Consider the following 15,125-nt stretch of genomic DNA (forward strand, 5'->3'; position numbering starts at 1 on the left):
GGACCAGTGGGAGCAAGCGATGAATCGCATATTTCTAAAGTCTGCCGCCATCGCTTTCGCCTCCGTCGCGGTCTCGCTTTTGCTGACGCTGATCGTCGTGCCGGCAATGGGGTTTCCGATCAATCGCACCATCTGGCTGACATCCACCGTGTGCCCGCTCGCGCTTGCCTGGAGCGTCGGCGCCTATACCTTCTGGCAGGGCGAAAGGTTGCAGACCGCGCATCGCGAGCTCGCCCGCGCCCATGCCCAACTCGCCGCCGCGCACAGGCGCCTGGCGGAAAAGGCGAGCCGCGACGACATGACGGGCATGCTCAACCGCGAAAGTTTCTTTGCCGCTCTCGACGGCTCCCGGCGCAAATCCGATCGCGGGGCATTGCTGATCGTCGATGCCGACCATTTCAAGACCATCAACGACAGCTACGGCCATCTGATCGGCGACGATGCGCTGCTCCTGATCGCAAACGCGATAGAGCGTGGCGTGCGCAGCGGCGACGTGCTTGGCCGCATCGGCGGTGAGGAATTCTGCGCCCTTCTGATTGGTGCCACCGAACACGAGGCCAGGCGCGTCGCCGAGCGCATCCGGCGTGAAGTCGAGCGTATCCGTTTCCGGCCCGTCGACGAACGAACGGTTCCGCTGACAGTCAGTATTGGCGGCATCACCTGCGGCAGAGACGCCGCAGTTTCGGAGCTGATGCGCGCCGCCGACCAGCGGCTCTACGAGGCCAAGCATCGCGGCCGCAATCTGTCGATCATCGACCGCGATATTTCCGAAGCCGCCTGAGCTCGGCCCTAAGCCTTCTGCTGCATTCAACCGCGCCGCTGCCAGACTGTCAAAATCCGAAGATGGCGAGGCGGAACAGCAGGGCGGCCGCCGCCAGCGCGACCAGAGCGATGCCAAGGCCAATGGGAGAGCCCCAGCCATACCACTCCATCGCCAGCTTGGCATATTTGAACTCCTCAGCCGGTGTGAGTAGGCCGCGCATTGGGGTCTGATTCATGTTTCACTCCTTGCAGGCTGCGACAGGCCTTGCCTTGCGCCTGATGCAGCATATTACTATAATGGCCGTAATGTTAGGCAGATTGATAGTTAGATGATCGAAATAAATTCGTCAAGCATGAATCGGGCCGACATGAAGACCGCCATCAGCCTTGCCATTATGGGCTGGCAGGACGCGACGCAGGCTTATGACGAGGCAGTGGGCGATAAGCTTGGGCTGAGTATGGCGGAACGCCATTGCCTGGCGCTGCTCTATGGCGGCCCGCGATCGGCTGGCGAGGTCGCGGCCGCAACAGGGTTGACGCCGGCCGCGGTCACCGCGCTGATCGACCGGCTGGAGGCACGCGGCCTGCTGACACGAACGCGCAGCCTCGAGGACAGGCGCAAGGTGGTCATAGAGGCGACGGAACTCACGCGAGAACTATCGACGCGCTATTATGGCGCGATCGCGCAGGAGGGGGAAAAGGTGATCGCCACATTCAGCGACACTGAACTCGCCACGATCCTGCGCTTCGTTACGGCGTCGCTCGACCTTCAGCGCGACCAGCTGGCCCGGCTGAAGGCCGAGGCGTTGGAAATAACCGACAGCCTATAGGCTCGCCGGGTCGAGCGCTGGCTCGCCTTTGCGGCGCGCCACGATCGCCGCAAGATCGGCGGTCTCGAAAGCATCACGCAGGGCGTCGAACGACGGCAGCACGAAATAGGCACGCTGGAACTTGTCGATCTCGTAGCCGGTGCGCATTACAGTTTCCAGGTCGAAGGGGACATGGTGCGCCTCGCCGCCTTCGACCGCGAACTGAAGCTCGGTGAAGGATGACATCAGCCCGGCACCGAAAGCCTTCAGCGGCTGGCCCGGCTCGCGTATCAGCCCGTATTCGACGGTGTACCAGTAAAGCCTGGTGATCATCTCGTCGCCGCCGAGCGCAATCACGCTGTCGGCCTTTTTGCCATACATCTGCATGAAGTCGGCAAAGACCGGCTGCGTCAGGATCGGCACGTGACCGAAGAAATCGTGGAACATGTCGGGCTCGACGATGTAGTCGAGCTCCTTTTGGGTTCGCAGCCAGTTGGTGACCGGGAAGCGGCGGTTGGCGAGGTGGTCGAAGAACGGCTGGGCGGGGATGAGCCCCGGCACGGCGACGATCTCCCAGCCGGTGAGCTTGCGCAGCTTCTCACTGACCGCACCGAAATCCGGGATCTTGTCGAGAAGGCCGAGCGCCGCGACGCCATCGAGATAGGAATGGTGGGCGAGCTTCCTGGTCAGCTTCGTCTGGCGGTCGCACAGCGTGCGCCACACCGCCTGTTCTTCGTCGCTATAATTGTAGCCCTGCGCCACGGTGAAATCGGCACGGCAGACCGAATAATCGCCGCGAAGGCCTCGCGCAGCGCATTCGCGGGCATAGTCGGCAACGTTCATTGTCATGGCTTGCTCTCCCTGGAAATCATGATCAGCGGATTGCCGGAAATTCTAGCCGGATGGCGCGAGGCAAATCAGCTTTGATGGTGGCTCAAATGCGGGGTTGGAGGTAAAAGACTCCACGATCGAGCTTTGGGAGAGTGAAAATGCCTCAGTTTGATGAATTCGAGATCAAGATGCTCGACATCCTGCAGCGCGACGGGCGCAAGCCGGTCTCCGAATTGGCGCAGGAGATTGGGCTGTCGACGACACCTTGCGCGCGGCGCTTCGAGGCCCTTCAGCAGGCGGGCATCATAAAGGGCTTTGCTGCGGTGCTCAGCCGCCGCGCCGTCGGGCTGATGGTCGAAGTGTTCATCCAGGTGCGCCTCGTAACCCACAGCGACGGCTCGCCCGAAACCTTTATCGCCGCCGTGCAGCGCATGGACGAGGTGTCGTCGTGCTGGACGATGACTGGAGACTACGATTTCCTGCTGCATGTCATGGTGCCGTCGGTCGACGAGCTCAATGCCTTCGTCATGCACCGGCTGATGCGGCTCGAAGGCGTGCGCGACGTACACACTCAGCTTGTGCTGCAGAACATCAAGGGGCCCGGCCATGTCCCGCTTGCACATCTCAGACGATAGGCATTTCTGCGGAAAAGCTGCACACAAACTGCTGAAGCGAGCCAATCTCCGGAACTAGATCGCCGACTACGACATGCGGACCGCCATTGCATAAGGCCCGCCATGAAAATCGTCCTGATCAACCCGCCGCATACCGCCATCGGCAGCCGTGTGCCGGACGACCATCTGCCGCCGCTCGGCTTGCTGACACTGGGCGGTCCGCTGATCGACGCGGGACACGAGGTGCGGCTCGTCGATGCCGAATTCGGGCCGATGCCGCTTGCCACGCTGGTCCGGGACGCCTTGAGCGATCATCCCGACTGCATTCTGATCGGCCATTCCGGCTCGACCTCTGCGCATCCGACAGCCCTGCTGATCGCCGGCATGGTCAAGGACATCGAGCCAGCGACAATCCTGATTTATGGCGGCGTGTTTCCGACCTATCACTGGCGCGACATACTGGCCGAAACGCATGCCTTCGACTTCATCGTGCGCGGCGAGGGCGAGGCGACAATCGTCGCGCTGGTCGAAGCGCTTGAGAAACGCAAGCCGCTGTCGGACGTGGCGGGGATCGCTTTTCCTGACGATTTGCGCCAGCCCTTTGCCACCAAGCCGGCAAGAACGATCGCCAACCTCGACGTCTACCGCATCGGCTGGGAACTGATCGATTTCAGTCGCTACAGCTATTGGGGAGGCAAGCGTGCGGTGGTCATGCAGTTCTCGCGAGGCTGCCCACATCTGTGCAATTATTGCGGCCAGCGCGGCTTCTGGACGCGATGGCGGCATCGCGACCCCGTGAAGTTCGCGCAAGAGATCGCCTGGCTGCATCGCGAGCATGGCGTCGAGCTGATCAACCTCGCCGACGAGAACCCGACATCCTCCAAAAAAGCCTGGCGCGCCTTTCTCGATGCGATGATCGCCGAGAATGTGCCGGTACTGATCGTCGGCTCGACCCGCGCCGACGACATCGTCCGCGACGCCGACAGCCTGCATCTCTATCGCAAGGCCGGCGTCATCCGCTGGCTGCTTGGTATGGAAAACACCGACGAGCAGACGCTCCAGTTGATCCGCAAGGGCGGCAGCACCTCATCCGACCGCGAGGCGATACGGCTGCTGCGCCTCAACGGCATCTTGTCGATGGCGACCTGGGTGGCCGGTTTCGAGGACGAAAGTTTGCGCGACCTCTGGCGCGGCTTCCGCCAGCTGATCGCTTATGACCCCGACCAGATCCAGGCGCTCTATGTGACGCCGCATCGCTGGACGCCGTTCTTCAGGATTGCCAGGGACCGCAAGGTGATCCAGCTGGACGCCCGCCTGTGGGACTACAAGCATCAGGTCCTGCAGATGACCCGCCTCAAGCCGTGGATGTTGTTCTTCGCCGTCAAGCTGATCGAACTGGCCGTGCAGTCGCGGCCCAAGGCGCTGGCGCGCATCCTGTTCCACAAGGATCCGGAGCAACGGCATTCGATGCGCTGGTACACCAAAATGGGCCGCCGCGTCTGGTTCCGCGAAGTCTGGGGCTTTCTGGTCCGCGACCGCCGCCTGAAAAATGGCCCGACGCTCGCCGAATTCTGGGGCGCGCCGCAAGACGAGGAAGAGGAATCGATGGTTGTCGAACGCCTGTCGCGTCAGTCCGTGACCGCTATTTCGCCAAACGCTTGAGCCCCTCAGACACCCGGCCTCACGGCACGATCAGCGTGCCGGCGCCGTGTTCGGTGAACAGCTCGAGCAGCACCGCATGCGGCGTCTTGCCGTTGAGGATGACGACGCCTGCGACGCCGCGCTCGATTGCCTCGATGCAGGTCTCGACTTTGGGGATCATGCCGCCCGAGACAGTGCCGTCCTTGATCAGGGCCTTGGCCTCGGCCACGGTCAACTCGTCGATCAGCTTCTTGTCCTTGTCGAGCACGCCGGGCACGTCGGTAAGGAACAGCAGGCGCGTCGCCTGGCAGGCGCCGGCGATGGCGCCGGCAAAAGTGTCGGCGTTGATGTTGTAGGTATGGCCGTCGCGGCCGGGCGCCACCGGCGCCAGCACCGGGATCATTTCGGACCGCGCCAGGAGGTCGAGCAATGTGCGGTCGACCTCGACAGGCTCACCAACGAAGCCCAGGTCGAGCACCCGCTCGATGTTGGAATCCGGATCGATCATGGTCTTGCGCGCCTTTTCGGCAAACACCATGTTGCCGTCCTTGCCGCACAGGCCGATCGCCCACTCGCCCTCGGCATTGATCAGCGCGACGATCTCCTTGTTGATCGACCCGGCCAGCACCATCTCGACAATCTCGACGGTCTTCTGGTCGGTGACGCGCAAGCCGCCCTCGAATTTGGATTCGATGCCCATCTTGCTGAGCATGGCGCCGATCTGCGGCCCGCCGCCATGCACGACGATCGGGTTGACGCCGGATTGTTTCAAAAGTGCGATGTCGCGGGCGAAAGCCTTGCCGAGCGCGATGTCGCCCATCGCGTGGCCGCCATATTTCACCACGACCGTCTTGTTCTCGTAGCGCTGCATATAGGGCAGCGCCCTTGAAAGCAGCGCGGCCTGCATTTCGGCGGTGGCGGCGACATCCGTCATCGGCGTGGTTCCCAGCTTGGCATGAACGGCGGCGTCTTAGCGGGAATTGGACGAGGGGGCAAACGGCTTTGCTGTCACGATCGATCAAATCACCGCCTATGCCGGCCGCTGGAGCGGCGCCCGTCGGCCCAGCCAGCCCGAGATCCTTTCCATCTGCGCAGCGAACGACAAAAGCGTTTCCTCGTCGCCGGGGCGGCCGGCGGCCTGGACGCCGAGCGGCAGGCCGGCATCGGTGACGTAAACCGGAAGCGTGATCGACGGTTGCCCGCTGACGTTCTGGATCGCCGGCCAGTGGGTGAACCACAGGCTCTTGTCCATCAGCTGGCCGAATAGCGGCTTGAACTTCAGCAGGCCGGCGAGGCGCAGTCTGTCCAGGACATTCTCGATGAATTCGTCGGCGCCTTTCGGGTCCATGGTGCCGCAGGCGACCGGCGGGTGCGCGATAACTGGCATCAGCACAGCATCATAGTGCGCGGTTTCGGCGATAAGCCGGCGCGAAGTGGCGTGCAGCCGCTGCAGGCCGGCATAGATTTCGCCGGCCGAGAGAATTTCACCGAACCGGCTCATCACGCGCGTGGCGCGTTCGATGTCGCCTGAGATGGAGCGGCCGACGCGCAAGGCCTCGCCACGCATCGTGCCGGCCACCGCCGCAGCGACGGTTCTGGCGAAATCGGCGATGAAATCGCGATCGATATAGGGCAGGTCGATCTCCTCGACGCTGTGTCCGCCTTCGCGCGCCAGCCCGATCGCCGCATCCAGAGCTTTCAACGTCTCTTCCGATATCGGCAGACCGAGCGGCGATTTTCGATAGAAGGCGAGCTTGAGCTTGCCCGGATCGCGCCCAGCCGCCGCAGTGAAACTGCCGTTCGGCGAGGGTGCCGCGTAGGGCGACAGCGGGTCAGGCCCGTGGGTCAGGTCGAGCAGCAGGGCCGTATCGCGCACCGAGCGGGCCAACGCATGGTCGACGACGAAGCCGTACCAGCTTTCGGTGACGAGCGGCGTCAAGGGTACGCGGCCTCGCGAGGTTTTCAGCCCGATCAGCCCGGTACAAGCCGCAGGCACCCTGATCGAGCCGCCGCCATCCGAGGCATGTGCCACCGGCACGACGCCGGCCGCGACCAGCGCAGCCGCACCGCCCGAGGAACCGCCGGTCGTGTGCGCGGTGTTCCATGGATTGCGGGTGACGCCGTAAGCCACCGACTCGGTCACCAGCCTCAGCCCGTGTTCGGGTGCGGTGCTGGTGGCGATCGGAATCAGGCCGGCGGCCAGATAGCGCTCCGTCATCACCGAGCTGAAATCGGGGGTGAAGGCCGGGATGCGGCTGCCGCCATGCGTCGGCACGCCCTTCATAGCGATGCCAAGATCCTTCAGCGCAAAGGGCACTCCGGCAAACGGCAGCTTGCGGTCGACGGTTTTCGCCCGCGCCCGCGCCGCCTCATAGAGCGGTTCGGCGATGGCGTTGATCTCCGGGTGGGTGGCCTCGGCCCGGGCGATCGCCGCATCGACGAGATCTTGCGGTGTAATCTCTCCCTTGTGCACGAGTGCGACCTGGCCGGTTGCGTCATGCTCCCACAGAACCCGCTCGATCGACATGGTCGCCCTCCCGCTCATTGCAAGCTAGCGGGCGGCGATTTCATTGGCAATCGACGCTGGCGCTGCCGGTGCGCAAGACCATTTCAGTCGTTGCAAATACATTGCAATCGCCTAATTTGGCGGCGGATGACGCCGCAGGACATCAGCAACCTGATTGTCCGGACTTCGATGAAGGACCGGGCTGCGTTCGATCTGCTCTACCGGCAGACCAGCGCGAAACTTTTCGGCGTCTGCCTTCGTGTATTGAAGGATCGGGGAGATGCAGAAGAGGCGCTTCAAGAGGTCTTCGTCAAGATATGGACGAAGGCGGACCGTTTCGCCGTTTCGGATCTGAGCCCGATCTCCTGGCTGGTGGCCATTGCGCGCAATCATGCGATCGATCGGATCAGGGCGCGGCGAGAGCCTGCCGCCTATATCGATGCCGCGCTCGACGTGGCCGATCCGGCGCCGGGGCCGGAGGCCATGGCCGTGGCGGGCGGTGAGTCCGAACGCATTTACCATTGTCTCAAGGAATTGGAGAAGGACCGGGCGGCGGCCGTCCGGGGCGCCTATCTGGATGGCAAAAGCTATGCCGAACTGGCGGAGCGCTATGGCGTACCGCTGAACACGATGCGGACCTGGCTGCGGCGCAGCCTGTTGAAACTGAGAGAATGCCTGGAAAGATGACGCTGGCTGACGACAATGGACCGGAACGTGGGGGCGACGACCTGTTCGCCGCCGAATACGTTCTTGGCGTTCTGGCCGCCGATGAACGCGAGATCGCGTCGCGCCGCATCGATGCGGACGCCGCCTTCGCGCGCCTTGTCGATGCCTGGGAGGCGCATCTTTCGCCGATGGCCGCCGCCTATCCGGAGACAGAGCCTCCGATCAGGGTCAAGGAAGCATTGGACCGCCGGCTGTTCGCTGCAGAGCCGCGCGCCGGCCTGTGGTCGAGCCTTGGCTTCTGGCGCGGTCTTGCCGCCGCCGCCATTGCGGCGCTGGCGATCTACATCGCCGTGCCTTACTTCCGCCCGTCCACCGAACCGCCGCAGGCGCGGCTTGTCGCCTCGCTGGCGGCCGAAGGCAGCGACGTCAAATATCTCGTCGTCTACGATGCCGCCCGTCACGAGGTCGGTCTTTCCCACGTTTCCGGCGAGCGGGCCGCCGGCAAGGACTTCGAGCTGTGGATGATCGAAGGCAAGAAGGCGCCGGTGTCGATGGGCGTCATCCCGGCCGGTGCGACCGCGCATTTGGCCATCCCGCCCGCCGTCCAGGAGAAATTGGCGCAAGGCGCCGTGCTTGCGGTCAGCGTTGAGCCTGCCGGCGGTTCACCGACCGGCCAGCCGACTGGACCGGTGGTCGCAGCGGGCGATCTGAAGAGCATCTGACCGCTTCTCATCTCCGGAAGCAGACCTGAAATCTATCTCCCGCGATTTAAACGCATGCAAAGCTTGTTGGCGGCTGTCGATCCGCGCCGGGCAAATTGCAGCGACAAATATTTTTTGCGGAGAGGGCGAAACTCCAGCATTTCTATCGCGTATCTCCTTGCGTTCCCAAATGAGGGGAACGATAACCCGAGGAGATTGAAATCATGCGTAAATTCGCCACCATTTTGCTTGCCGGCACGGTCGCCATTTCCGCGCTCGCCACCATTGCCTATGCTCAAAATCCGATGGTCGGCGGCGCCGCCATGTATGCCCAGAAAAACATCGTCGAAAATGCTGTCAACTCGAAGGACCACACGACGCTGGTCGCTGCCGTCAAGGCAGGCGGCCTGGTCGATACGCTGCAAAGCGCTGGCCCCTTCACTGTGTTCGCGCCGACCAACGAGGCCTTTGCGGCACTTCCAGCCGGCACGGTGGAGACGCTGCTCAGGCCTGAAAACAAGGACAAGCTCGTCAAGATCCTGACTTGCCATGTCATCGGCGCCAAAGCGATGGCCGCCGACGTGGCCAAGATGGTGAAGAACGACGGCGGCACCCACAAGGTCAAGACGGTCGGTGGTTGCGAACTGTCGCTCAAGGCCGACGGCGGCAAGGTCACCGTGACCGACGAGAACGGCAACGTCGCCAATGTGACGATCGCCGATGTCGAGCAGTCCAACGGCGTCATCCACGTCGTCGACAAGGTTCTCCTGCCGAAGATGTAACAAACGCACGCTGCCGGCGAAGATATCGCTAAGGGCCTCCCTGCGCACACTCCGCGCCGTTCACGCAAGATGTGGATAGGCGCGGAGTCCCGCTTTGAGGACAGCGATCGTCACCGGCTTTTGATTTCCGTGTGGCGGTCGAATTTGGCACAAGCAATGACAGGAGGAATGGCCATGAACCGTCGCGAGCTTCTTTTGAGTGGTGCGGCAGCCATTGGCGTTGTCGCAGGCGCCACCGCGCTGCGCATGGGCGGAGCCCAGGATGCAGGCGCGGCTGAGACTTTCGAGGTTACCAAGACCGAAGCCGAGTGGCGCGCCATCCTGTCCGACGCGGCCTTCAATGTGCTGCGCAAGGAGGGCACGGAATACCCGGGCACCAGTCCGCTGCTCAACGAGCACCGCAAAGGCATCTTCGCTTGCGCCGGCTGCGGCCTGCCGGTCTATTCGTCAGAGACCAAGTTCGATTCCGGCACAGGCTGGCCGAGCTTCTGGCAGGAAATCCCGAATTCCGTCGGCAAGACCGTGGACAGGTCTTTGGGCATGACCCGCACGGAGGTCCATTGTCGCCGCTGCGGCGGCCATCTCGGCCACGTATTCGACGACGGTCCGCCGCCGACCGGGTTGCGACACTGCATCAATGGCGTTGCCTTGACCTTCAAGCCGGCGACGGCGTGAGGACGGCTGCGACCCTGACTTTGTCGGAGCGCGAGAGGACTTCGTAATGGTTGATTTTGCGCATGACCCCGAAAATCGCATTTCGGGGTCATGCGCGAGGGCGCCAGGCGGGGGATCCAGCGCGCCTCAATGGCCTCCGCCACCGCCGCCCTGAGCGGCTGGCTTGCGGATCACCAGGGTGAAGAGCCCAAGCGTCGCGAACAAAACCGTCAGCATGAAGAATACGTCCATGAACGACAGCAGCGACGCCTGCTGCTGGACCATGCCTGACAGTTTGGAGATGGCCGCCTTGGAGGCGTCGAGCCCGGCGGTCTGCTCGAAGTTGAGCGTCATGTTCTGCAGCTTCTGCTGCGCAGCGGCACTTCCCCATTGCACGTGCTCGGAGAGCCTGGCGTAGTGGAAGGCATTGCGGTCGATCAGCACGGTGTTGATGACTGCCAGGCCGACGGCGCCGCCGAGATTGCGGGTCAGGTTGAACAGGCCAGACGCATTCTTCAGCCGCTCCGGCGGCAAGGTTCCGAGCGCAATGTTGTTGATCGGCACCATGCAAAGCATCATCGAGCAGCCGCGCAGGATCTGCGGGATCAGCAGTTCATAGAAATCCCAGTCGGCGGTTAGATGCGTCATCCACCAGGTCCCCGTGGCGAAGCCGAAGAAGCCGATCATCATCATGATGCGCGGGTCCATCTTGTTCGACAGGATGCCGGAGATCGGCGCAGTGAAGAACATGGCTAGGCCGCTGACGAACAGCGCCTCGCCGATCATCATCGAATCGTAGCCGCGGATCCGCCCCAGGAACACCGGATAAAGATAGGTCAGACCGTAGAGGCCGATGCCGACGACGAAGGAGAACAGCGAGCCGAAGGCAAAATTGATATTGCTGAAAGCCCTCAGATCGACAATCGGCTCCTCGGCGGTGAACACGCGCCAGAAGAACAGCACCGCGCCGAAGGTCATGATGACGGCGCAGATGAACACCGCCTGATCCTGCAGCCAGTCGTTGTTGGGACCTTCCTCCAGCACATATTCCATGCAGCCGAGGAAGGCGGCCATGCCGGCAAGCCCCCACCAGTCGAACTTGCTGAACAGCTTGAGATTGGGTTTGTCGAAGTCGATCAGCGACCAGGCGGCCGTCGTCACCAGAATGCCGGGCACGACGTTGACCAGGAACAGCCAGTGCCAGGACATGGCATGGCTGATATAGCCGCCGACGGTCGGGCCGATGGTTGGCGCCAGCGTCGCTACCAGGCCGATCATCGGCGAGACGATGGCGCGACGCGACGGCGGGAAGATGGTGAAGGCGGCTGCAAAGACGCTCGGGATCATGCCGCCGCCGATGAAGCCCTGCACGGCGCGGTAGACGATCATCTGGTCGATATTGGTTGCGGTCGCCGCCAGCGCGCTGGCCGCGGTGAAACCTGCCGCCGAGATTGTGAACAGCACCCGCGTCGACAGCATCCGGCTGAGGAAGCCCGACAGCGGGATCATCACCACCTCGGCAATCAGATACGCCGTCTGCACCCAAGGAATCTCGTCCGAACTGGCGCTCAGGCCCGCCTGGATCTCGGCCAGCGAGGCCGAGACGATCTGGATGTCCAGGATGGCCATGAACATGCCGAACACCATTGCCAGGAAGGCGATGACGCGGCGTGTCGAGATGTGGTCAACCGGCACCGGCATGGCTGGCGTCGGCGCCGATCCTGCAGTTAGGGTTGCGGTCGCCATGACCTTTGCTCCCGGTTCCGCTTTACTTCGATGCCGAAGGCGCCGTGCGGCTGTCGACGGCGACGACGACGCTCAGGCCGGCGCGCAGCTTGCCCGTCTTCAGCACATCCGCGGGCACGTCGATGCGAACCGGAACGCGCTGCACCACCTTGGTGAAATTGCCTGTGGCGTTCTCCGGCGGCAGCAGCGAGAACACTGCTCCCGAAGCCGGGGCCAGCGACGACACGGTACCCTCGATGTCCTGACCGTCGATCGCGTCGACCGACACTCTGACCTTTTCACCAGGCACCAGCCGGGCAAGCTGGGTCTCCTTGAAGTTGGCGACGATGTAGAGCTTGTCCATTGGCACGATGACGGCGAGCTTCTGTCCGGGGCTGATCAGGTCGCCCTGCTCGACCGAGCGGTTGCCGACCACGCCGTCATAGGGTGCGCGCAGCACGGTGAAGGACAGATCCCGCACCGCCTTGTCGTGGGCAAGCTGCAGCGAGGCCAGCGTGCTTGCCGATTCCGCCCGCTGCGCCTGAAGCACGCCGATATTGGCCTGAGCCGCCGCGATCTGCGCGTCGGCGCCGGCTAGTGCGGCATTGGCTTGCTCGACCGCCGTCTGGGCATCGTCCAACTGGGCCTGGGTACCGACGCGGGTCTTGAGCAACTGGGCGGCACGAACCTGAGCTCGCTTCGCATTATCGGCCGCGGCCTGGTCGGCGGTCTTCTGCGCCTGCGCCTGCTTGAGCGAGGCGCGCGCCGCCTCGGTCTGGGCATCGATGCGGTCGAGCGTCTTGCTCAACGTGGCGATCTGCGCCTCGGCCTGGGCAACGGCTATCTTGTAGTCGCCGTCATCGACGATCAGCAGCGGGTCGCCGGCCTTCACCTGCTGGTCCTCGGTCACTTTGACCTGATCGACATAACCCGAGATTTTTGGCGAGATGAACGCCGTGTCGGCCTGGACATAGGCGTCGTCGGTCGTGATCATGAAGCGCCCGTCGGTCCAGTAATCATAGCCATACCAGGCGCCGGCGCCCAGCAGGGCCAGGCCGATGATGGGCAGCAACATCGAGCGCATCGAGCGCTTCTTCTTGGCGGGAGCCAGCGGGGTGACGTCGGCGGGCTTGAGAGGGGTTTCCGGCGCTTCGATCGCAGGCTGGACCTTGGCACTGGGGAAGGGGCGGACTTCGGCACTGGTGGGCGCGTTCGAGGACATGATATCTCTCTAAAATTAACTGGCGCTGAATTTTGTCAGACTGAACCGTTCGGTTCGATCTCGACGTTGACTTAGCGCTTAAAGAGGACCATATCAAGAGCAATCGAACCGGATGGTTCGAATTATTTTACGAGGTGTGACATTATGGCCGAAGCCCCCAAGGCCGCTCCTTTGCCTGATTCAGGCCCATTGTCCAGCGCCGGCAAGGAGCAGTGCGATCTGCTGGACAGTCTGCCGCGCGGCCGCCCGGCCGCGGGGCAAGACCCGGTTAAGCGCAGCCAGATCATCGACGGTGCGCGCCGTGTCTTCATCGACAAGGGCTTCGAAGCCGCGTCGATGAACGACATTACGCGCGAGGCCGGCGTGTCCAAGGGCACCATCTATGTCTACTTCGCCAACAAGGAAGAGCTGTTCGAAGCGCTGATCGAGGAAGAGCGCGGCACGATTTTCAAGAACATGTACGAAGTGCTCGACCAGATTGGCGACCTTCGCCAGACGCTGGTGAAGTTCGGCATCGTGCTGTCCATGAAGATCACTTCGGCGAGGGTCATCCTAGCGCAGCGGACGGTGATCGGCGCGTCGGAACGCATCCCGGAGCTTGGTGCCCGGTTCTACGAACGCGGCCCGAAGCGTGGCCATGACAGGGTCGTCGTTTTCCTCAACATGGCTATCGAACGCGGCCTGCTGAAGATCGACGACGTCGAGCTTGCCGCCTATCAGTTCACCGAGCTGTGCCTGGCCGGTCTTTTCCGCCAGTGCATTTTCGCCTATCGCACCAAGGCGCCAAGTGCGGCCGAGATCGAACACATCGTCAGGTCGGGCGTCGATGTGTTCCTGAAGGCCTACGGCACCGAACAGCTTGCAGAGCAGGAACGGGTCTCCAGCCCCGCCTGACAGGCTGCCAGGGTCGGTGGCCTATCCGCCATTGGCGGCGAGCACGATCGCCGCACGCAATCCCTCGAGGCCCTCGCTCTTTTCCGACGACGTGGCGAGCACGAAGGGAAATGCCGCCGGGCGTTTCTTGATCTTCTGGAGCGTTTCCTCGATCAGCCGCGGTACCCCCGCCGCCTTGATCTTGTCGGTCTTGGTCAGCACGATCTGATACGACACCGCCGCCTTGTCGAGCAGCGACAGCACCTCGTCGTCCTTGGCCTTGATGCCATGGCGGGCATCGATCAGCACGTAGACGCGCTTCAGCGTCACCCGGCCCTTGAGATAGTCGAACACGAGCTTCGTCCACTCGTCGACCTTTTCCTTCGGTGCCGTGGCGTAGCCATAGCCTGGCATGTCGACCAGCGCCATCGGCGGCAGATCGGCGCCTTCTCCCGAAAATCCGCCAGGCACGAAATAGTTGAGCTCTTGCGTGCGGCCCGGCGTGTTGGAGGTGCGCGCCAGCCCCTTTTGGTTGACCAGCGCGTTGATCAGCGACGATTTGCCGACATTGGAGCGGCCGGCAAAGGCGATCTCGGGTGGACCCTCCGGCGGCAGGAATTTCATCGCCGGCACGCCGCGGATGAAGATCCAGGCTCGCGTGAACAATTCGATGCCGATCGTGGTCTTGTTCAACGCGTTCAAACCGCTGCCTCCAGAAGAAAAATGTTGCTGCCACGAATGGCATCGAGATTGCGGCTGATCTTTTCCACCGGCCAGTGCCACCACGCCAGCGCCAGCAGCCGCCGGATGGTCCTGTCGTCGAAGCGCATCTTCACCACCTTGGCCGGATTACCAGCGACGATCGCATAGGCCGGCACATCGTGCGTCACCACCGACTTTGCCGCGACGATGGCGCCGTCGCCGATCTTCACGCCGGGCAGCATAACCGCTTCCATGCCGATCCAGACGTCGTTGCCGACGATTGTATCGCCGCGCACCTCCTTCGACCATGTCGCCGGGTCGAAACCTTCTTCCCAGCCATGGCCGAAGATGTTGAACGGATAGGTCGAAAAGCCGGACATGGCGTGATTGGCGCCGTTCATGATGAAGCGCGCACCCTCGGCAATGGCGCAGAACTTGCCGATGATCAGCCTGTCGCCGATGAACGGATAATGATGCAGCACGCATTTTTCGGCGAATTTGTCGGGTCCGTCAGGGTCGTCATAATAGGTAAAGTCGCCAATCTCGATATTCGGCGCCGTCACCAGCGGTTTCAGAAAGCCGACGCGCGTGTGCAACGGGATCGGATGCTTGATCGATGGATTGGGTCCGGTCATAT

Annotated in this window: 17 protein-coding genes; 9 read left to right on the forward strand and 8 right to left on the reverse strand. The window is 62.8% G+C overall.

Translation table 11 applies throughout. The annotated features are described in order from the left end of the window. Positions 1-19 precede the first annotated feature (19 nt). A complete protein-coding gene (locus NKI16_RS08240; RefSeq protein WP_352568520.1) occupies positions 20-781 on the forward strand; it encodes a GGDEF domain-containing protein in 762 nt (253 codons plus the stop codon). 49 nt (positions 782-830) lie between these two features. Here the strand turns inward: NKI16_RS08240 and NKI16_RS08245 are convergent, their stop codons facing one another. Then, positions 831-998 (reverse strand): hypothetical protein, encoded by a 168-nt coding sequence (locus NKI16_RS08245; RefSeq protein ID WP_352620599.1) that lies wholly within the window; start codon positions 996-998, stop codon positions 831-833. A 93-nt stretch (positions 999-1,091) separates the two neighbouring features. Between NKI16_RS08245 and NKI16_RS08250 the strand changes: the two genes are divergently transcribed. Beyond that, entirely contained in the window at positions 1,092-1,592 is a 501-nt protein-coding gene (locus tag NKI16_RS08250) for a MarR family winged helix-turn-helix transcriptional regulator (RefSeq protein ID WP_352620601.1), read from the forward strand. Here NKI16_RS08250 and phhA read toward each other — a convergent pair. Next, positions 1,587-2,420 (reverse strand): phenylalanine 4-monooxygenase, encoded by an 834-nt coding sequence (phhA, locus tag NKI16_RS08255; protein ID WP_352568518.1) that lies wholly within the window; start codon positions 2,418-2,420, stop codon positions 1,587-1,589. The genes NKI16_RS08250 and phhA overlap by 6 nt on opposite strands. A gap of 140 nt (positions 2,421-2,560) precedes the next feature. Between phhA and NKI16_RS08260 the strand changes: the two genes are divergently transcribed. Then, on the forward strand, positions 2,561-3,037 hold the full coding sequence (locus tag NKI16_RS08260) for an Lrp/AsnC family transcriptional regulator (RefSeq protein ID WP_023677481.1): 477 nt from the start codon (positions 2,561-2,563) through the stop codon (positions 3,035-3,037). Positions 3,038-3,139: 102 nt separating this feature from the next. Continuing rightward, on the forward strand, positions 3,140-4,678 hold the full coding sequence (gene bchE, locus NKI16_RS08265) for a magnesium-protoporphyrin IX monomethyl ester anaerobic oxidative cyclase (protein ID WP_352641124.1): 1,539 nt from the start codon (positions 3,140-3,142) through the stop codon (positions 4,676-4,678). A gap of 19 nt (positions 4,679-4,697) precedes the next feature. Here the strand turns inward: bchE and argB are convergent, their stop codons facing one another. Together argB and NKI16_RS08275 are read right to left on the reverse strand one after the other, a co-directional pair. Beyond that, the gene (argB, locus tag NKI16_RS08270; RefSeq protein WP_023677482.1) at positions 4,698-5,591 is read right to left on the reverse strand and encodes an acetylglutamate kinase; all 894 of its coding nucleotides are present in this window, start codon (positions 5,589-5,591) and stop codon (positions 4,698-4,700) included. Positions 5,592-5,687: 96 nt separating this feature from the next. Then, positions 5,688-7,184, reverse strand: coding sequence for an amidase (locus NKI16_RS08275; RefSeq protein WP_352588549.1), 1,497 nt, complete (start codon positions 7,182-7,184; stop codon positions 5,688-5,690). Between the two features lie 126 nt (positions 7,185-7,310). On the opposite strand from NKI16_RS08275, the gene NKI16_RS08280 reads away from it, so the two are divergent. The 4 genes from NKI16_RS08280 (at position 7,311) to msrB (ending at position 9,987) form a co-directional block, all read left to right on the forward strand. Beyond that, positions 7,311-7,850: a sigma-70 family RNA polymerase sigma factor gene (locus tag NKI16_RS08280; RefSeq protein WP_023677484.1), complete on the forward strand. Its 540-nt coding sequence runs from the start codon at positions 7,311-7,313 to the stop codon at positions 7,848-7,850. Further along, positions 7,847-8,551 (forward strand): anti-sigma factor, encoded by a 705-nt coding sequence (locus tag NKI16_RS08285; protein WP_352472348.1) that lies wholly within the window; start codon positions 7,847-7,849, stop codon positions 8,549-8,551. Before NKI16_RS08280 ends, NKI16_RS08285 begins: the two co-directional genes overlap by 4 nt. Before the next feature lie 203 nt (positions 8,552-8,754). Beyond that, a complete protein-coding gene (locus NKI16_RS08290; RefSeq protein ID WP_352588546.1) occupies positions 8,755-9,312 on the forward strand; it encodes a fasciclin domain-containing protein in 558 nt (185 codons plus the stop codon). Between the two features lie 174 nt (positions 9,313-9,486). After that, entirely contained in the window at positions 9,487-9,987 is a 501-nt protein-coding gene (gene msrB, locus NKI16_RS08295) for a peptide-methionine (R)-S-oxide reductase MsrB (RefSeq protein WP_352588543.1), read from the forward strand. A gap of 126 nt (positions 9,988-10,113) precedes the next feature. On the opposite strand, the gene NKI16_RS08300 is transcribed toward msrB, so the two are convergent. Both NKI16_RS08300 and NKI16_RS08305 read right to left on the reverse strand, forming a co-directional pair. Continuing rightward, the gene (locus NKI16_RS08300; protein WP_245274730.1) at positions 10,114-11,667 is read right to left on the reverse strand and encodes a DHA2 family efflux MFS transporter permease subunit; all 1,554 of its coding nucleotides are present in this window, start codon (positions 11,665-11,667) and stop codon (positions 10,114-10,116) included. Between the two features lie 67 nt (positions 11,668-11,734). Beyond that, complete coding sequence (locus NKI16_RS08305; RefSeq protein ID WP_352620605.1) at positions 11,735-12,913, reverse strand: HlyD family secretion protein; 1,179 nt, start codon at positions 12,911-12,913, stop codon at positions 11,735-11,737. Positions 12,914-13,057: 144 nt separating this feature from the next. Here NKI16_RS08305 and NKI16_RS08310 point away from each other — a divergent pair, with 144 nt between their 5' ends. After that, positions 13,058-13,807 carry a TetR/AcrR family transcriptional regulator gene (locus tag NKI16_RS08310; RefSeq protein ID WP_352620607.1) on the forward strand — a complete coding sequence of 250 codons (750 nt, stop codon included), beginning with the start codon at positions 13,058-13,060 and terminating at the stop codon, positions 13,805-13,807. A gap of 21 nt (positions 13,808-13,828) precedes the next feature. Here the strand turns inward: NKI16_RS08310 and yihA are convergent, their stop codons facing one another. Together yihA and NKI16_RS08320 are read right to left on the reverse strand one after the other, a co-directional pair. After that, positions 13,829-14,488, reverse strand: a complete 660-nt coding sequence (gene yihA, locus NKI16_RS08315; protein WP_031211985.1) for a ribosome biogenesis GTP-binding protein YihA/YsxC — start codon at positions 14,486-14,488, stop codon at positions 13,829-13,831. Then, on the reverse strand, positions 14,485-15,123 hold the full coding sequence (locus NKI16_RS08320; protein ID WP_023677492.1) for a CatB-related O-acetyltransferase: 639 nt from the start codon (positions 15,121-15,123) through the stop codon (positions 14,485-14,487). The genes yihA and NKI16_RS08320 overlap by 4 nt, the downstream gene beginning before the upstream one ends. Positions 15,124-15,125 lie beyond the last annotated feature (2 nt).

This window comes from Mesorhizobium sp. M0698 (assembly GCF_040320455.1).
Taxonomy (GTDB): domain Bacteria; phylum Pseudomonadota; class Alphaproteobacteria; order Rhizobiales; family Rhizobiaceae; genus Mesorhizobium.